Genomic DNA, 14,157 nt, shown 5'->3' with positions numbered 1-14,157 from the left:
AGGCTATATGCAAGTTAAAAAGATTAATCATGTACTGGATTGGACAGTGGAATTTCACAACCGACTTGCTGCCAATTTTGAACAGCTCGGCTTAAGCAGCGATAAGCGCTGTGCCATGCTATTAGATTATCTAAGTGGGTATGAGGGGAAGCTTGCTGCTGACGTTGCCAGTTTTAAAATATTAACCAGCTCTAATGCGTTAAATACTTGGTGCTATGAGTATTTTGCCGAAAATCCAGAGCTGATTGACTTCGAATCATTAAGTGCCGATATGGCCCATGATGAGCAGCAAGTACAAAACTACCTAGCCAAAAAACATCAACAGGTTATCGATCTATATCAGTACCTTACCGAGCGTGCAGAGATTGAAGATTGTAAAGACGTGCTTTCGCAAATACTGCTCACTGAACAAAATGCGCTACAACAAATGATGCAAAGCGCTAATCGCCTAAAAGACGTGTAAATCTAGCCCTAGCTTTTTCCATTGTTGCTGCTCGGCCTCAAGGTCGGCAGCGAGCAAGGTGTTATCAGACAGCCACTGCTTGCCAAGTTGCAACGTGAGCGCATGACTCGCTGCGCTGATTTTATAGTCAGGCTTTTGCTTGGCTTGGCGCTTTTGATTCATTAATACAGCAAGGCGAAATAGGGCAATCATGCGCTTCAACGTTAGTGAAGGAAGCGCAATAAACTCAGGCAACGCTTTGAGCTTAATTTTTTTTCTGTAAAAGCGAATTAGACATGCAAGCAACTGCTGTTGCTCTTGGGTAAACCCCGGAAGTTGGCTATTAGCAATAATGTAGGCACTGTGTTTATGTAATCCAGATGAGTTTATGCTTAAGCCGACCTCATGCAGCTGAGCTGCCCATAAAAGCACGGGAAGATCATCCTCATGGGTTAACTGCCAAGGCTGCTCAATATGAGGAAAGAGCCATTGCAAGGTGGCACTGACATTGGCCGCATGTTCACTGTCAACCACATATCGAGTGGAGATATTGGCTATCGTGGCAACACGTATATCTTTATGCGCGTGCAGCTCTGTGAGCTCGTAAAGAATGCCCTCGCGCAGTGAAAAGTCACAGTAGGTGAATGCATCAATATCAAAAAACCTCATCACGGCGTAAAGAATCGCTAGACCACCACAAAAAGTGGGTCGGCGCTCTTCGCTGAGCTCGGCAAATTCCAATCGCTCTATATGGCCTGAGTCGCAGCTCGCTTCAATCAAGGTTGCCAATGCTGATTGGGTAAGTGGCTGGGTTAAGTCACCTTGATGGCACAGGGCGCTGAGCATTTTGGCTGTGCCTGAGGTGGCCAGTACATGTTGCCAACCTAATTGGGTGAAGCTATTCGCGATAGACTCTAACTCTTGCTCGGCTTTAACAATCGCGCGTTTAAAGCGCTTTTTTGAGATACGCCCGTCAGCAAAAAACTGTTGCGAATAGCTCACGCAGCCCATGTTTCTGCTGCTCAAACGCAGGTGTTGGTGATGCTCTCCGATGGCCAGCTCGGTACTACCACCACCGATATCAATCACCAAACGCAGCCCCTCGTGGTGTACATGTTGGGCGACGCCTTGATAAATGAGGCGTGCTTCCTCTTGACCAGAAATAACATCGATATGAAATGGAAACACCGAACGAGCACGGCGCATGAAGCTTTTGATATTGCGCGCCCGGCGTAAGGTATAGGTCGCAACCACCTTAACGTTGGCGGCAGGAAAATCGATGAGAGTGCGAGCAAATTGCCGTAAAACGCTGACCGCTCTTTCTATGGCCTCATCACTCAGGCAGTCGTTGTTATCAAGGCCAGCGGCAAGATATACGCGCTGCTTTTCTTTGTGTAACACCTCTAAACGACCATCAACCTCTCTTGCTAGCAACAAGTGAAAGCTGTTGGAGCCTAAATCGACAGCAGCGAAAGTAGTGACATCATTGGTGTGCACGATTGCTTTCCCATTTCTTTAAGTAATCATGAATGGCAATTTGCGAGCGGATTTTTTTCTTGTTCCCTCGACGAACGTAATGATTTCTTTGCTCGGCGTCAATCACACGAGCTTTACTGCGATCGCGCCACTGTAACTCGAGTATATCGATGATTACCTGCTGTAAGCTGCGATTATAAACAGGGACGCCTACTTCTACCCGGTGATCAAGGTTACGTGTCATCAAGTCAGCGGATGAAATAAATACCTGGGTATGCTCAGCACTGCCAAAGACCATCACCCGAGGATGCTCTAGGAAACGATCTACGATACTAATGACTTTAATATTGTCACTGAACCCCTTGATGCCGGGTACCAAAGAGCACATGCCACGAATGATCAGTCTTATTTTAACCCCTGCCTGGGCCGCGATATACAGCTTATCAATTAACTCTTTATCAACTAAGTTATTGACCTTGATAAAAATGTGACCTTTCTTTCCTAGCGTTACTTGCTCATCAATCAACTCATCGATACGTTCACGCGCATTCACAGGTGAGACCATCAGATGCTTAAACTTAAAGTGTTTGTAGCTGTGCTCGATAAACTTAAACACGTTATCGCACTCTTCACATATCTCGGGATCGCGAGTGAATAAGCTAAAGTCAGTGTATATTTTTGCTGTTTTTTCATGGAAGTTGCCGGTGCCAATATGTGCATATTGCACAATTTGCCCGTGTTCTTTGCGATGAATCACGCACAGTTTGGAGTGCACTTTGAGAGAAGGGATGCCAAAGATCACCTTGATCCCAGCTTCGTCCAAGTTCTTTGCCCATTGGATATTATTTTGTTCATCGAAGCGCGCTTTTAATTCCACCATAACGGTGACTTTCTTGCCATTCTTTGCCGCATTCACCAGCGCACCAATTAACCGCGACTGACTGGCAACGCGATAAATATTGACTTTTATATGTAATACGTCGGGGTCGAAAGATGCTTGGCGCACATAGTTCAAAAAGTGATTGAAGGTATGGTAGGGGTAATACAGCAGAATGTCTTGATGGCTAATGGCATCAAATACGCTTGTGAAATGATCAAAAGTGTGTGAGCGAATGGTTGCCAGTGGGCGGTTCTCAAGGTAGCGCCGGCCGACATTGGGAAAGGCTAAAAAGTCGCGAAAGTTGCGATAGCGGCCGCCTGGGATCAGGGCATCATAGCGAGTGATCCCCAAGCGTCGCCTTAGTGCTTTGAGCATCTCCCCGGGCAAGGCACTGTCGTACACTAAACGCACAGGCTCTGAGCGCAGCCGCTGTTTTAGACCTTTTGACATTTTATCCAACAGGCCTTCTTCGATTTCATCGTCGAGGTTATATTCAGCATCACGAGTGAGCTTAATGGCGAAACCACGAATGGCGTCAAAGCTAAAAAAGCTGGCAAATACCTGTTCAAGATAATAGAGAATGATGTCATCAAGCAGGACGATAGTTTTGTGGCGGCGGGTTTTTTCCGCAGGTAATTGCACAAAACGTGGTAGTCGGTTGGTCGGCACTTCCAACAATGCATAATGGCTTTTCTCATGACGCATTTCGACAAATAAATAGGTCATGGTGTCGTTGATATGCTCGGAATAGTTTTTGTTCTGATCAAGCAGAATGGGCGACAGGTGCTCTAATACCTCAGATTTAAAATATGCTAACAGCCATTGCTGGTGAAACTCACTGAGTTGCTCGGGTCGATCAACATGAATATTGTGCTCGTTGAGGGCCACTAAGATATCATCATAGATAACGTTAAAGTCTTGCCCTAGCTTAAGTACTTTGTCCTGAATTTGCTGCATCAGGGCTTCATCTTCATCGAAATTTGCATCTGGAAGTTTGTTCAGCAGGATACGACGCTTTACGTCAGCAACGCGCACTTGAAAAAATTCATCGAGATTGTTGGAAAATATGCCCAGAAAGCGAATGCGTTCAATGATAGGGTTATTTTTATCTTTTGCCTCTTGCAGTACGCGCTCGTTAAAAGAAAGCCAACTGAGCTCTTTGGGGTAGTAGCTCGCCTGCATAACAATATGTTCCGGTTTCATAATACACTCAGTGTAGAAGAGAGTCTGCGTGAGTGTATTAATTTATTACCGCAGTATGACCAGAAGATGACATAACAGCGCTGTCATCTTCTTAGTAGATACAAGTTGTTTTTAGCTTTCTATATCAACGATAACATCTGGGGTGATTGATTCCAGAGCGTCGATCACGACATCGCGCTGCATTCCCGCTGGCAAGGTAACCGTAGCAACCGCACTGAATAAGGGCGAACCCCAGTTGGGAGCACTTTGTTGCTTCGACGTCAGGTGCGTGATGTTGGCGCCTTTGTGACGGATCACTGCGGCTAATTCTTGCACTATACCAGGTCTATCATTTCCTGTGATCGCAAGGTTTAAGCATTCAGGCGTGTCATTGGCGAGTTTATCTCCTGATTCAATACGGATCTCTAAGTGAGGGGATTGTTGTAGTGCGTCTTGAAGCTCTTTCAGGTGCTCTTCAGCGACCTCGACCTGAACAATACCAGCAAGCTTACCAGCGAGATGTGAGAGGTTGCTGGCTAGCCAATTGCCGTGATGATCTAAGATGACGGAGGAAAGTTCTTCAACGAGGCCGGGACGATCTTGGCCTAATACGGTCAGTACTAACTGCTGCATAAATAACGGTCTCTTTATTATTGTGGAAATTTAGTCAGCTCATGCGGCTGCCTTTTTCGAGCACAGCCTTAAAATAAGATAGATAAACGTATAATTATTAAAAAGTTAAGGTGGTCTTCACGTGCTCGCTATGAGCAAGTATTGACCCCTTTTCGGGGTTTGTCCAATTCTTCGCAATGGCAATTTGCTATAGGTCATAACCAGATGTAAAAACAGTCTTGGTAGTATTGGTTGTTTTTTACTCATTTCGTACTAGTTTTTCCGTTATGTAACAAAACTGTCATTTTGATGAAATATAATCCGCGCATCGTAAAGATATAAGGGTGTATTGATGACTTCCAATCCGCAAAACTTAACATTTAGCACGGATAGAAGCCGTCTATTTAAAGACAAAATAGCCCAGTTTGGCATTACCTCTGGCGGGGTAATGGTGCTCGTGGCGCTGTTGCTGATATTTTTCTATCTCCTCTATGTGGTGCAACCTATTTTTGAGTCTGCGCACATCGAAGAGCGTGCAAGCTTTGATATTGCACAACAGGATGTTGTCGGCTTAGGGCTTGAAGAACAAACCGAAATTGCCTATCTGCTTAAGCGTGATGGGGCGGTGGACTTTTACAACATTCAAGAGCAAGGCTTTGGTCAACAAATGACCGAGCTGAAAACGGCTCTTCCTGCAGACGTGACCAGCTTTGCGTCTAGCGCACCGCACCAAGGTTTATATGCCTATGGGTTAAGCAATGGTGAGGCGGTTATCGTCAAGCCAAGCTTTATGGTGAGCTTCCCTAACAATCAGCGCAAGTTGACTCCACGTTTGACTTACCCATTAGGCGAAAAGCCGCTAGAGGTTGACCCACAAGGTCAGGCCATTAAACGTTTTGCGTTCTCGCAAAGTGAAGAAAAAGTGGTGATGGTGGCCCTAACCGCAGACAAGCGAGTGGTATTTAGCGCCTATGTCGGTGAAGAAAACTTCATGACCGGCGAGGTTGAGTGGGTGGCTGAACAAACCGAGCTTAACATCGATGGCCGCATTGATGAGCTGTTGATCTCGCCCGACGGCAGTCGCGTTTTCGTGCGTTCAGCCAACCAAATCTATATCTATAACAGCCGTTATGCCAGCGACGTAGAGCTGACTCAAGTACTTGCTGCTAACGAAGAAAATGCCAACATTATTTCCGCGCAGCTGCTTGCTGGCGCCAATTCACTGATGCTGGCAAACGACAATGGCGAAGTATCGCAGTGGTTTGAGGTGAATACCGATGACGGCAAAGCCTTTAAGAAAATCCGCGCCTTTGAAACCTCAAAGCAAAAAGCCATAGATATTTACACCGAATTTTATCGCCGCACTTTCTTTACTGCCGGTGATAATGGTGAGCTAGGGGTGTATTACACCACCAGTGAAGCGAAACTATGGCAGGGCAAAGTGGCCGATGGCATGATCAAAAACTTTGCCATTGCTCCGCGTTCAAATGCGGCGCTGATCTTGGCTGATAACCAAGTGAAGGTAATAGAAATTGAGAATGAGCACCCGGAGGTAACTTGGTCTGGGTTGTGGCAGGAAGTCTGGTATGAAGGCTACCCTGAGCCTGATTATATTTGGCAATCAACGTCGGCCAGTGATGATTTTGAATCTAAGTTTTCACTGATCCCAATTTCTTTCGGTACTCTTAAAGCAGCGATGTACGCCATGCTATTTGCTGTGCCCATTGCACTTTCTGCTGCTGTGTATACCGCTTACTTTATGTCTAGCGAACTACGCAAAGTGGTGAAGCCCACCGTTGAAATTATGGAAGCCTTACCAACCGTTATTCTCGGTTTCCTTGCTGGTCTTTGGTTAGCGCCTTTGATTGAGGAAAACTTGCCTGCCATAGTCGCGTTGTTGATATTGCTGCCCATTGCCATTATTAGTACCGCCTTTGCTTGGACAAAACTGCCTGAGCAGATCCGTCATCGTATTCCTGATGGAGCACACTCAATTATCTTGGTGCCGGTTGTGCTACTGGTTGGCTGGGTCTCCTTTGCTATGAGCGGCAGCGTCGAGAACTGGTTATTTGATGGTAATGCACGTCAGTTTATTACCAATGAATTGGGTATGACTTTCGATCAGCGTAACTCGTTGGTGGTGGGAATTGCCATGGGCTTTGCCGTTATTCCGACCATATTTTCGATTGCCGAAGACGCAGTATTCAGTGTTCCTCGTCACCTTACGCAAGGCTCTCTAGCTCTAGGTGCCACCCAGTGGCAAACCTTAGTAAGGGTGGTCTTGCTGACAGCGAGTCCGGGTATTTTCTCGGCGGTTATGATGGGCTTAGGCCGCGCCGTGGGTGAAACCATGATCGTACTCATGGCCACCGGTAATACCCCGATTATGGATTGGAGTATCTTCCAAGGTATGCGTACGTTAGCAGCAAATATTGCCGTAGAGATGCCGGAATCTGAAGTGGGTAGTTCACACTATCGCATTCTATTCTTGGCAGCCTTTGTGCTCTTTATTTTCACCTTCGTGTTTAACACGCTTGCTGAGTTTGTTCGTCAGCGTCTGCGTGAAAAATACAGCTCACTGTAATTAGAGGAGACACGACATGGTAAGACAGTGGTTTAAGTCTGGTTCTCCTTGGATTTGGATGACCGGTGGTGCTGTAAGCATCAGTTTGATTTCTGTAATTGGCTTGTTAGCGCTAATTGCATGGCGTGGCCTGAGCTTTTTCTGGCCATCAGAAGTACACCAGTTTGAAGTGCAAGGCTCTGTACCTCAGCAAATGGTCATTGGTGAAATCTATGATCGCGAGGCGGTGCCTGCGAGTCGAGTAAGAGCTTCCGGGGTTGAGTTAAAAAACTATGGCGCCGAAGAGATTACCCGTTACCTAATTAAAACCGGTAACCGTGAGTATGTTGATTTGGATTTCCGTTGGTTATTAGAAACCGACATCCAAAAACAGTCGACGCCGAAAGAGCTCGCAGTGTTTGAACGCTCTAAAAATGGTAACTTCTATGGTTATATTGAGCAGGTCTATGAGCAAGGTGAGCTGGTTCAAGGCGACAAGGTCGCCAAATTAGAAGAGCTGGTCGAGCGCGCGGTTGAGCTTAATGAGCAGGCGCTTGATTTACAAAACGGTGAAATCGGTCACATTAACTATGAACTTGAGCAATTACGTCTACAAGAGCGTGCGTATGAGCTTGATAATGACCTAACACCCGAGCACATGGCTGAGCTTGAAGCCGAGCGTAAACGTTTGCGTGAAGCTTATAAAGGCTATGAGAAAGAGCTCTTTGCGTTGCGTGACGCCGCCAAGCGAGACAAAGTGATCGTGCGAGACATGCGCGGTGAAATGGTGACCTTACCGCTTTATCAAGTGCTTGATTTTTGGCAGCCAAATAACATGGGCTTCTTTGCCAAGCTTGGTCATTACTTTGGTCAGTTGGGCAAGTTCATCGCCGATGACCCGCGTGAAGCGAACACCGAAGGTGGCGTTTTCCCAGCAATATTCGGTACCGTGTTTATGGTGATGCTAATGGCCGTGATCGTGACACCGTTTGGGGTGGTGGCCGCTATCTACTTACACGAATACGCAGCGAAAAATGCGGTGACGAAGATGATCCGTATCGCGGTGATTAACCTCGCAGGTGTACCGTCGATTGTGTACGGGGTATTCGGTCTTGGTTTCTTTGTCTATATGTTAGGTGGCAGTTTAGATCAGCTATTTTACCCTGAAGCGGCGCCTAGCCCCGTGTTTGGTACGCCTGGGGTGATGTGGTCGGCGTTGACCCTGGCGATTTTGACCTTGCCGGTAGTGATTGTGTCCACCGAAGAAGGGCTTTCTCGAATCCCGGGGTCAGTGCGTCAAGGCTCACTCGCCCTAGGTGCGACTAAAGCGGAAACACTGTGGCGCATCGTGGTGCCAATGGCGAGCCCAGCGATTATGACCGGCCTTATTCTGGCGGTAGCGCGCGCGGCGGGCGAAGTGGCGCCGTTGATGCTAGTTGGGGTGGTAAAAATGGCTCCGACCTTACCGTTAGATGGTAACTTCCCTTATGTGCACTTAGACCGTAAATTTATGCACTTAGGCTTCCATATTTATGACGTTGGCTTCCAAAGCCCGAACGTAGAGGCTGCGCGACCCTTAGTTTATGCAACCGCGTTTTTACTGGTGACGGTGATCATCACCTTGAACATCACCGCAATTGGTATTCGTAACCACTTGCGTGAAAAGTTCCGCGCCTTAGATAAGTAATGTAAAGAATTGAGATAGGTAACAAAGTTATGATTACAGTTGCACCCCAGGTAAATGCATCAAGCAGCGATAAGCTAGATTTGAATAACCTAACGCCAGAGCAAACAGCATTGCAGATTAAAAATCTCGATCTTTACTATGGCGAGAAGCAAGCGCTGAGTGATGTCAGTATGGATATTCCCAAAGGTCAGGTAACCGCGTTTATCGGCCCATCGGGTTGTGGTAAATCAACATTACTACGTTGTATCAATCGTATGAACGACCTGGTAGATAGCTGCCGTATCGACGGTGAAATTCTGCTTCATGGCGAGAATATCTACAACAAGCGTGTGGATGTGGCAGCATTGCGCCGTAACGTTGGCATGGTGTTTCAAAGCCCGAATCCATTCCCTAAGTCTATTTATGAGAATGTGGTTTATGGCTTGCGCCTACAAGGCATTAAAGACAAGCGTAAACTCGATGAAGTGGTGGAAAAGTCATTACGTGGCGCGGCATTGTGGGACGAAGTCAAAGATCGTCTACACGACAGTGCATTTGGTCTCTCTGGAGGTCAGCAGCAGCGTTTAGTGATTGCTCGCTCTATCGCCATCGAACCAGAAGTGTTATTGCTGGATGAGCCAACCTCGGCGCTGGATCCCATTTCAACGCTGGTTATTGAAGAGTTGATCAGTGAGCTCAAAAACAAGTTCACCGTAGTGATCGTAACGCACAACATGCAACAGGCGGCGCGGGTATCTGATCAAACGGCATTTATGTATATGGGTGAGCTTATTGAGTATGCCGATACTAATACTCTGTTCACCACCCCTAGTAAGAAGAAAACCGAAGACTACATTACCGGTCGTTACGGTTAATCTCGCGGCATGTTGCAACGCTTGTTGCTATGATTACTAGAGTAGAATTTTGAGAAGGCGATTATGGAACACAATATAAACAAACACATTTCCGGCAAGTTTAATGAAGAGCTAGAGAGTGTGCGTAACCATGTACTGAGCATGGGTGGGTTAGTTGAGCAACAACTAAACAGTGCCCTTGATGCAGTCAGTAAAAACGATGCTGAGTTGGCAAAAAAGGTTAAAGCTAATGACTACCGCGTGAATGCCATGGAAGTGAACATTGACGAGGAGTGCACGCGCATCATCGCTAAACGCCAACCAGCGGCCAGTGATTTACGTTTAGTTGTTGCCATTGCCAAAACTATTGCTGATTTAGAGCGTATTGGTGATGAGGCTGAGCGCATTGCCAAAGTAGCATTAGACTCTTTCACTAAAGATCAGCAAGGGTTGCTCAATAACATTGAAAATATGGGTCGCTTAGTGTCAATCATGTTACATGACGTATTGGATGCGTTTGCCCGTATGGACGCGCAGAAGGCCTTTGAAGTGCACAAAGCGGATGAAAAAGTGGACCGTGAGTATGAAGCACTCACCCGCCAAATCATGACTTATATGATGGAGGATCCGCGTTCAATTCCCAAGGTAATGGACTTAATTTGGTCGGTACGTTCTTTGGAGCGCATTGGCGACCGTTGTCAGAATATTTCCGAATATGTGATTTATTTCGTCAACGGCAAGGATATTCGCCATATCTCCCAAGAAGATATCGCTAAGACACTGTAATTATTTTAGAAAATAAAGATGGGCAAATACGGACATTTGCCCTTTTTTTATGATGTTAAATAATCATTGCCAGTTGAGTGTAAAAGCTTACTGAATAAGGCATGAAATTCGATGCGTTTGAGCTGCACATAGGGTAAAATTGCGCTCGAAAGCATAGTTAAACTAAGTCGTGGAAAATAGCAAAGAAACGAGCCTACAAAACCAATGTAGTCTATGTTTATGACCTATTTATGACGGTTTTATTGCAAACTTAGATTCAAAGGGTCAGTTATGCCTAGTAATGCGTTTTTAGGGGTTTTTGCAAAATCACCTATTAAACCAATTGAAGATCATATTAAAAAAGTGCACAAAGCAAGTGCGCTACTCATTCCCTTTTTTGAGCATGTATTTGAGTCTCAATGGCAAGAAGCGGAAGAGTTACGTCTTAAAATACGCTCCATAGAGCGTGAGGCCGATGATCTTAAACGTGAGATTAGACTTAATCTTCCACGTGGACTGTTCCTTCCAGTTGAGCGCACCGATTTGCTCGAACTGATCACCCACCAAGACAAGATAGCCAATAAAGCTAAAGACATAGCTGGACGCGTTATTGGCCGTGAGATGGCAATCCCAAAAACCATCCAAAGCGACTTCTTACAGTATCTATCACGCTGTGTGGACGCCACCAAGCAAGCATCAAAAGCTATTAATGAGCTAGATGAATTACTTGAAACAGGCTTCCGTGGTCGTGAAGTAACCCTGGTTGAGAAAATGCTCGCCGAACTTGATGCGATTGAGCAAGACACAGACGATATGCAAATTAAGCTACGTCAAGAATTGCGTCGCATTGAAGATACACTAAACCCTGTTGATGTCATGTTCTTGTACAAGATCATCGAGTGGGTGGGCGATTTAGCCGATATTGCTGAGCGCGTTGGTTCGCGTTTAGAAGTATTGCTAGCTCGTTAACATTGCCAAGATCCAGCAAAGACAATATGAACACACTGCTGGCTCAAACAAAGTTAAGACAATAAGGTTATTCTGATGGATATTATTTCGTCCTACGGTACCGTGCTGGTGTTGGTTGCCGCTGCGGTAGGTTTCTTCATGGCTTATGGCATCGGTGCCAATGACGTAGCCAATGCAATGGGTACGTCAGTGGGCTCTAAAGCACTGACCATTAAACAAGCGATTATCATTGCGATGATCTTCGAATTCGCTGGCGCATATTTAGCCGGTGGTGAGGTTACATCGACCATACGTAAAGGCATTATTGACGCCGCTCCGTTTGCTGATATCCCCGAACTGATGGTGTTGGGCATGATTTCAGCATTATTCGCGGCCGGTAGCTGGTTATTAATTGCGTCCTTTTTAGGCTGGCCTGTTTCCACAACACACTCTATTATCGGCGCTATTATTGGTTTTGCTCTCGTTGCTGTAGGTAGCGAAGCGATTCAATGGACCAAGGTTGCGGGGATTGTGGGTAGCTGGGTGGTGACGCCTGCGCTATCAGGCTTCATTGCTTACCTTATCTTTATGAGCGCGCAAAAGCTTATTTTTGATACCAATAACCCACTGGATAATGCTAAACGCTACGTACCTATCTATATGGGTTTGGCTGGTTTTGTCATGTCCTTGGTGACTATCAAAAAAGGCTTAAAGCACATTGGTATCAACCTAGGAACGGTTGAAGGGTATGCCTTGTCGGTAGCTATTGCTGTGCTTATCGGCATTATTGGTATGCTTGCCATTAAACGCCTAAAAATGGACCCTAAAGCCGATAAGGCAATGCAGTTTAACAACGTTGAGAAAGTGTTTGCCGTACTGATGGTACTGACCGCTTGTTGTATGGCTTTTGCACACGGTTCGAACGATGTTGCCAACGCCATAGGCCCACTTGCTGCCGTTGTAAATATCGTTGAAAATAACGGTGAGCTTGCGAAAAAAGCAGCACTTGCATGGTGGATTCTTCCTTTAGGTGGCTTAGGTATCGTAATGGGTCTTGCTATCTTAGGTAAGAAAGTGATTAAAACCATTGGTGAAGGAATTACGCACTTAACGCCAAGCCGAGGCTTTGCAGCTGAGCTTGCAGCCGCATCAACAGTAGTTATTGCCTCTGATACTGGCTTGCCAATTTCGACCACGCAAACACTAGTCGGTGCCGTTTTGGGTGTGGGTATGGCACGCGGCATTGCTGCACTGAATATGAGTGTGATCAGAAACATTGTGGTTTCTTGGGTAATAACATTGCCTGTTGGTGCTGCTCTTGCTATTGTAATCTTCTACATATTAAGAACAGTATTCGGCGTATAACGTCGTTGTGGGAGTTACCTCCCACAACACATGACAGAACCGTCTTTTAGCTTGAAAAGATCTCAGCGCCCTCGGTGTTGGGGTCTTTTTATTTGTGAGCAATAAACATGACCAACCTGCCTAGTATCAAGCAACTACAATATTTAATCGCAGTTCATCAGCATCAACATTTTGGTCGCGCAGCTAGCGCCTGTTATATCGGCCAGTCGACTTTGAGTAGCGCGATTCAAAACCTTGAAGAAAATCTTGGCGTGCAACTTATTGAGCGTGAAAACCGCAGTTTAATGTTCACCAGCATTGGCGAAGAGGTGGTAGCGAAGGCCAAGCAAATAATTAACGACACCATGAGTGTGAAAGAGCTGACCCGCAGCCATCTGCACCCGCTTAGCGGTACGCTAACGCTTGGCGTTATTCCGACTATTGCTAGCTTTGTCGCTGCGCCACTTTATTGCTACTGCAAAGAAACGTTTAAAGACTTAGATTTAGTGCTGGTAGAAGACACCAGTGATAACCTACTCGATAAGTTAGAGCATGGCCATATCGATATCGCGCTGCTAGCACTGCCTTATGAAACTGGACGCTTTCACACGCAGATATTGGCAAAAGACAAGTTCTACCTCGTGAAACACAAAGACTATCCCATTGATGAGTCGGTGGATTACAACGCGCTTCCAGAGCACAGCGTATTCCTCCTTGAACGTGAGCACTGTATGACCGGGCATGCGCTCAGTGCGTGTAATTTGGAGCGAGCGAGTTGCATCAACCCATTCGAAGCCGCGAATTTACACACCTTGCTGTCGATGGTGGAATATAAGTTGGGCGTTACATTTTTACCACAAATGGCGATTAACGCGGGCATACTTGATGCCAAGCCGCTGGTGGCTACCAGCTCCGGCGCTGATGCACATCGCGATGTTGGTTTAATTTGGCGCAAGACCACAGGAAGAATCGGTGACTTCCGGCTATTCAGCGATAAAGTCGGTGAGTTCCTGCGTACTTGCAGCACGGTGGGCAGTGAAGAGCCTTAATGAACCTAGCTGTCTAAGGTGTTGATTTTGGTTTAAACAGGGGCTTTTCTAGTGCCGGTAAAAACAACAAATAGACCCAGACCACAAGGTTAAAATACGGAATAACACCCAGTGCTAAAAACAGCCGTACCGGATACCCCTTGCGCTTGGCGTGAAGGTAGCACTGGCTGGCGATGAGCATGTTTATACTCAGCAGTAATGTTACTAAAGCAGTCATGTTGATTTTCCTTAACGAGCCTTGTTGATGTCATTGATAGACAATGTCTTCTAAGCCGATATAACCTCTCCGGCTATGCCACATTCCATTGTTGGGCTTTATGATTTATTTAGTATTTTCAGCAGGTTAATAATTAACTGTACGTGCTTAACCTGCTTC

General features: G+C 46.1%; 12 protein-coding genes. 8 read left to right on the top strand and 4 right to left on the bottom strand.

The genetic code is table 11. The annotated features are described in order from the left end of the window. Positions 1 to 7 precede the first annotated feature (7 nt). Positions 8 to 463 carry a hypothetical protein gene (locus PRUTH_RS12840; protein ID WP_026111172.1) on the top strand — a complete coding sequence of 152 codons (456 nt, stop codon included), beginning with the start codon at positions 8 to 10 and terminating at the stop codon, positions 461 to 463. Here the strand turns inward: PRUTH_RS12840 and PRUTH_RS12835 are convergent. The 3 genes from PRUTH_RS12835 to PRUTH_RS12825 all read right to left on the bottom strand — a co-directional run bounded on the left by PRUTH_RS12835 (position 449) and on the right by PRUTH_RS12825 (position 4,613). Continuing rightward, a complete protein-coding gene (locus tag PRUTH_RS12835; protein ID WP_257220941.1) occupies positions 449 to 1,939 on the bottom strand; it encodes a Ppx/GppA phosphatase family protein in 1,491 nt (496 codons plus the stop codon). The two genes, PRUTH_RS12840 and PRUTH_RS12835, sit on opposite strands and share 15 nt — an antisense overlap. Further along, the gene (gene ppk1 / locus PRUTH_RS12830) at positions 1,926 to 4,001 is read right to left on the bottom strand and encodes a polyphosphate kinase 1 (RefSeq protein WP_138547036.1); all 2,076 of its coding nucleotides are present in this window, start codon (positions 3,999 to 4,001) and stop codon (positions 1,926 to 1,928) included. The genes PRUTH_RS12835 and ppk1 overlap by 14 nt, the downstream gene beginning before the upstream one ends. A gap of 111 nt (positions 4,002 to 4,112) precedes the next feature. Next, positions 4,113 to 4,613, bottom strand: coding sequence for a glycine cleavage system transcriptional repressor (locus PRUTH_RS12825; protein WP_151173433.1), 501 nt, complete (start codon positions 4,611 to 4,613; stop codon positions 4,113 to 4,115). 331 nt (positions 4,614 to 4,944) lie between these two features. Between PRUTH_RS12825 and PRUTH_RS12820 the strand changes: the two genes are divergently transcribed. The 7 genes from PRUTH_RS12820 to PRUTH_RS12790 all read left to right on the top strand — a co-directional run bounded on the left by PRUTH_RS12820 (position 4,945) and on the right by PRUTH_RS12790 (position 13,781). Then, entirely contained in the window at positions 4,945 to 7,176 is a 2,232-nt protein-coding gene (locus tag PRUTH_RS12820; RefSeq protein WP_151173432.1) for an ABC transporter permease subunit, read from the top strand. Between the two features lie 16 nt (positions 7,177 to 7,192). Further along, positions 7,193 to 8,842, top strand: a complete 1,650-nt coding sequence (gene pstA, locus PRUTH_RS12815) for a phosphate ABC transporter permease PstA (protein WP_151173431.1) — start codon at positions 7,193 to 7,195, stop codon at positions 8,840 to 8,842. 29 nt (positions 8,843 to 8,871) lie between these two features. Next, positions 8,872 to 9,696: a phosphate ABC transporter ATP-binding protein PstB gene (gene pstB, locus PRUTH_RS12810; protein ID WP_022945409.1), complete on the top strand. Its 825-nt coding sequence runs from the start codon at positions 8,872 to 8,874 to the stop codon at positions 9,694 to 9,696. Positions 9,697 to 9,759: 63 nt separating this feature from the next. Then, positions 9,760 to 10,461 (top strand): phosphate signaling complex protein PhoU, encoded by a 702-nt coding sequence (gene phoU, locus PRUTH_RS12805; protein WP_022945410.1) that lies wholly within the window; start codon positions 9,760 to 9,762, stop codon positions 10,459 to 10,461. A gap of 270 nt (positions 10,462 to 10,731) precedes the next feature. Next, positions 10,732 to 11,409 carry a TIGR00153 family protein gene (locus PRUTH_RS12800; RefSeq protein WP_022945411.1) on the top strand — a complete coding sequence of 226 codons (678 nt, stop codon included), beginning with the start codon at positions 10,732 to 10,734 and terminating at the stop codon, positions 11,407 to 11,409. Positions 11,410 to 11,484: 75 nt separating this feature from the next. After that, positions 11,485 to 12,753, top strand: a complete 1,269-nt coding sequence (locus tag PRUTH_RS12795) for an inorganic phosphate transporter (protein ID WP_151173430.1) — start codon at positions 11,485 to 11,487, stop codon at positions 12,751 to 12,753. Between the two features lie 107 nt (positions 12,754 to 12,860). Continuing rightward, positions 12,861 to 13,781, top strand: a complete 921-nt coding sequence (locus tag PRUTH_RS12790; protein ID WP_022945413.1) for a hydrogen peroxide-inducible genes activator — start codon at positions 12,861 to 12,863, stop codon at positions 13,779 to 13,781. 13 nt (positions 13,782 to 13,794) lie between these two features. Here PRUTH_RS12790 and PRUTH_RS12785 read toward each other — a convergent pair whose 3' ends face one another. Further along, positions 13,795 to 13,998, bottom strand: a complete 204-nt coding sequence (locus tag PRUTH_RS12785) for a hypothetical protein (RefSeq protein ID WP_053909813.1) — start codon at positions 13,996 to 13,998, stop codon at positions 13,795 to 13,797. Positions 13,999 to 14,157 lie beyond the last annotated feature (159 nt).

It is taken from the genome of Pseudoalteromonas ruthenica (genome assembly GCF_008808095.1).
GTDB classification, from domain to species: domain Bacteria; phylum Pseudomonadota; class Gammaproteobacteria; order Enterobacterales; family Alteromonadaceae; genus Pseudoalteromonas; species Pseudoalteromonas ruthenica.
This window is presented reverse-complemented; position numbering and strand designations above follow the sequence as displayed.